General features: G+C 42.4%; 5 protein-coding genes. 4 read left to right on the top strand and 1 reads right to left on the bottom strand.

Annotated features, from left to right (window positions below):
* The 4 genes from B2899_RS18405 to B2899_RS07320 form a co-directional block, all read left to right on the top strand.
* On the top strand, positions 1–149 hold a 149-nt coding region (locus tag B2899_RS18405), incomplete at its 5' end, for a DUF4230 domain-containing protein (RefSeq protein WP_414631757.1).
* Positions 150–425: 276 nt separating this feature from the next.
* Complete coding sequence (locus tag B2899_RS07330; protein WP_286884723.1) at positions 426–635, top strand: helix-turn-helix transcriptional regulator; 210 nt, start codon at positions 426–428, stop codon at positions 633–635.
* Positions 632–1,021 carry a hypothetical protein gene (locus B2899_RS07325; protein ID WP_286884716.1) on the top strand — a complete coding sequence of 130 codons (390 nt, stop codon included), beginning with the start codon at positions 632–634 and terminating at the stop codon, positions 1,019–1,021. The genes B2899_RS07330 and B2899_RS07325 overlap by 4 nt, the downstream gene beginning before the upstream one ends.
* A 259-nt stretch (positions 1,022–1,280) precedes the next feature.
* Positions 1,281–1,595 (top strand): helix-turn-helix domain-containing protein, encoded by a 315-nt coding sequence (locus B2899_RS07320; RefSeq protein ID WP_170230145.1) that lies wholly within the window; start codon positions 1,281–1,283, stop codon positions 1,593–1,595.
* Positions 1,596–1,692: 97 nt separating this feature from the next.
* Here the strand turns inward: B2899_RS07320 and cls are convergent, their stop codons facing one another.
* Positions 1,693–3,219, bottom strand: coding sequence for a cardiolipin synthase (cls, locus tag B2899_RS07315; RefSeq protein WP_146808687.1), 1,527 nt, complete (start codon positions 3,217–3,219; stop codon positions 1,693–1,695).
* Between the last annotated feature and the right edge of the window lie 231 nt (positions 3,220–3,450).

The following is a 3,450-nucleotide window of genomic DNA, read 5'->3' as shown; positions in this document are numbered from 1 at the left end:
AGCAGGAATTCCTTGTTGAGGCACGCGAAAAACTGCGCCAGGAAGCAAAAGAAAATGGAATCTTACAGACGGCGGAAGAACGTGCTGTGCGTGTTATGCAGCAAATTTATAAGCCGGTTGGTTATCATGTGAATGTAGCATTTAAATAAGCGATAAAGGCGTAGGGGAAAATCTATATTTCCTTACGCTTTTATTTTTTGTAGGAGTAATATCAACATTTTTTTACTTCATACTTGACTGATAGGAAAAAAATTACGTTTTTTGGTTGCGCTACGACCGTCCCATGTTTCACCTGCCGCTGCAGCCAGAACGGCAGCATCGTAAGAGGATTAGGATGTAAAACATATTTGACATCCTAATCCTCTTTTTTTATGATATAGGTGTAAAGAATGTTTGACATTTAATAATGGAGAAAGGAAAAGTCGATGGAAAATCGGATTAAGGAGCTTAGGGAGAAAAAGAACATTTCCCAGGAAAAATTAGCCAATCTGTGCGACGTGAGCAGACAGACCATAAATGCAATAGAAAATAATAAGTATGATCCCAGTCTTCGATTAGCTTTTGAAATCGCTAAAAACTTAGAGGCTCTGATTGAAGAAATATTTTTATATGAGAGGAGAGAAAAAGAGAAATGAGTACACGGAAAATTGGTGGGATGCTCTTTGGGCTTACAACGCTTGTTTTGATTGGCTTTACGATTTATAAAATTTTGTCTGGTCAAATTGTTGGATTCAACGAAATTAGTGTGATAGCGATTGCGTTATCTATGTTTCTTTCAACGATAACGTGGGGTACAAAAGAAGAAAAAGATGGGATTTTACAAGACGAGGAACTTGGTCAGAGAATTACAGAAAAAAGCTCGAAAGTAAGTTATTTTTTAATGACAGTTTTTATATTTGTAGCCGTTATTGCTGACAAGCAAATAAACGGAAACGTTAATATTTTTCTTTTGATCTTAATGGCATTATCCATGGTTACCCTTCCGTTTATTGAGTATCTTAACACAAAAAAATATCAGTAACGAATACCTCTTATTACCCGTCAGTTCCGTGCATTCTCAAAATGACAGGCTCGACACCGAAGTGAGAGACGTTACAGGCCATTTGCGACTTTATGCCACTATGAAATTATCATCATACTATACTGGAAATAGAAGAGGAAGATGGAGCTGATTCCTCTCCGCCTTTAAAAAGGCGAGAATCCTCAACTCTTACTCTTGAAATAAAAGATAGAAATAAGGAATAATGAAGGAAGGGATACGGAAAAAAAGAGGTGATAGAGTGGATATATTGAATGAAATGTTTCAAACGTCCAATAATGACCTGTTCTCATTGGGCCTTGATCCGTTTGAGTTCATGATTTATGTATTTCTGCTGCAAATTTTTCAGCGCGGCGAGGGCAAGTTTGTCCCTTCCATTCGAAAAATTGCGGCAACGTGCAACATGAACAAAAATACCGTCGAAAGAAAGATTAAGAGCCTGGAAGAGAAGAACCTCATTAAAATTCATAAATACCAGAATAAAAACCGCTATGAGATTCTGCCGCTTGAAAAGATGGCGCCCGCCAAACCGCGCGGGTACCGTGTTGCCCGATAATCAGGCGGGGACTGAATAAGGCGAAAAACAGGGATAAAAACAAAGACTTTGTTTGCGATTCTGATGCATCAGTCTCGTTTTTATTCCTGTTTTTCTTTTATAAGAGCGGCGACAGCAGGCGAGCTATCGATTCAAGAATGCGGTGATGCCAGGGACGTCGTTTGTATACCTCCAATGTGAGCTCTTTGCTATCCTGCAGGTCGTTAATAAAGTCCTGCTCAAGCTTGTATACAGAATTGCTGTTGTAGATGACAGCATTTACTTCAAAGTTGTGCTGAAAACTGCGAATATCCATATTTGCCGTTCCAATGGAAGCCACCACGCCGTCGACCAACAAAATTTTTGCATGCACGAAGCCTGGTTGATACAGATAGAACCGCACACCGGCTTCCAGCAGTTCTTGAAAATACGAACGTGACGCCCAGAATACCGTATGATGATCCGGTCGGCTTGGCAGCAGCAGCCTTACATCTAATCCGCTTAGTGCAGCGGTTTTCAGCGCCATGCTGATGGATTCATCCGGAATAAAATAGGGTGATGTGATGTAAATTTTTTCCTGAGCTGTCGCAATAATGGAAAAATACATTTGCCAGATCGATTCCCAGTCAGAGTCCGGACCGCTGGAAGCAATTTGAATCAGCTCTTCGCCGGGCGCTTCGGTAAGCGCCGGATAATACCGGTCTCCCTCAATATTTTCCTCTGTGACGAAGAACCAATCTTTCAAGAAAATATTCTGGAGCAAATACACCGATTCTCCTTCAAGCCGTACGTGCGAGTCGCGCCAGAAGCCGAATCGCGTGTCCTTGCCCAGATATTCATCTCCAATATTTAATCCGCCCACAAACCCGATTTTGCCGTCGATAATGACAATTTTCCGATGATTCCTGTAGTTGAGCTTGTTGTTGAGGAATGGCAGGATAACCGGGAAGAATGTTACCACTTCAACACCCGCTTCCCTGAGTTCTGCGATATAGCGCTTATCAAGGCGCACGCTGCCGACCCCGTCATAGATTACCCGCACCTTCACTCCTTCACGGGCCTTGTCGATAAGTACCTGCTTAAATTGCTGCCCGGTCGTATCGTGACGTATAATATAGAACTGGAAATGAATATGATCCTTCGCTTCCGACATGTCCTGAATCATCTGACGGAATGTCTCATCGCCATTGGTAAGAATCTTGCTGCGATTCTTGAGGGTGAACGGCGACTGCGATACATTCACCATTAAGTTTAGCAATCTGCGCTTGGATGCGAGATGGGGATATTGCCAGAAATCGCTCTCATTCAGAAAGCCAGCAGGAGCGGTCTCCAGCTTCTTGATCACTTCGGCGTTGCTAATGAACTTGTTTCGGAACAGCTTGCGTTTGCGTACGTTTCGACCCAGCAGGATATAGAAAATAAATCCGACGATCGGAAGAAAATTGAGAATGATAAGCCACGCCACTGTCCGAGAAGGATTGCGGTTTTCGAGTACGATAAGAAATGCAATCAGAAAGACGGATAGCGAGAACAAAAAGGTAAGATAAGGCTCGATCGTCCTCCAGAATGAAACCGCACCTTCGTTTGGAGCGTTAACGAACAAAAGGGGTGACGGGATTGCCCCGTCAAACAACGTCAATATCATCGTACACCAACCTTACGTGTGATATCATAATTTATACGGTCATCTTATTATTATATCCTGTAGATTTGAAATGGGTCCATGCTGGATAATGTTTTCCAACCTCTTGCATCATCTTTTCTTATTTCGAACCATGAAAACGACGATAGCTTTTCAGCCACAGCCCCGACATGAAAATGATGGGAAGGCGGCTGACTTTGTGGTACGAAGGAAGAGAGAAGAGAACGAGACAAT

This window comes from Aneurinibacillus sp. UBA3580 (assembly GCF_002375825.1).
Taxonomy (GTDB): Bacteria; Bacillota; Bacilli; order Aneurinibacillales; family Aneurinibacillaceae; genus Aneurinibacillus; species Aneurinibacillus danicus.
Note: the sequence above shows the minus strand (reverse complement) of the source record. Positions and strands in the feature narration are given on the sequence as shown.

Coding starts and splice junctions, on each gene's coding strand:
- B2899_RS07330 (WP_286884723.1), top strand. CDS start 426: ATGGAAAATCGGATTAAGGAGCTTAGGGAGAAAAAGAACATTTCCCAG.
- B2899_RS07325 (WP_286884716.1), top strand. CDS start 632: ATGAGTACACGGAAAATTGGTGGGATGCTCTTTGGGCTTACAACGCTT.
- cls (WP_146808687.1), bottom strand. CDS start 3,219: ATGATATTGACGTTGTTTGACGGGGCAATCCCGTCACCCCTTTTGTTC.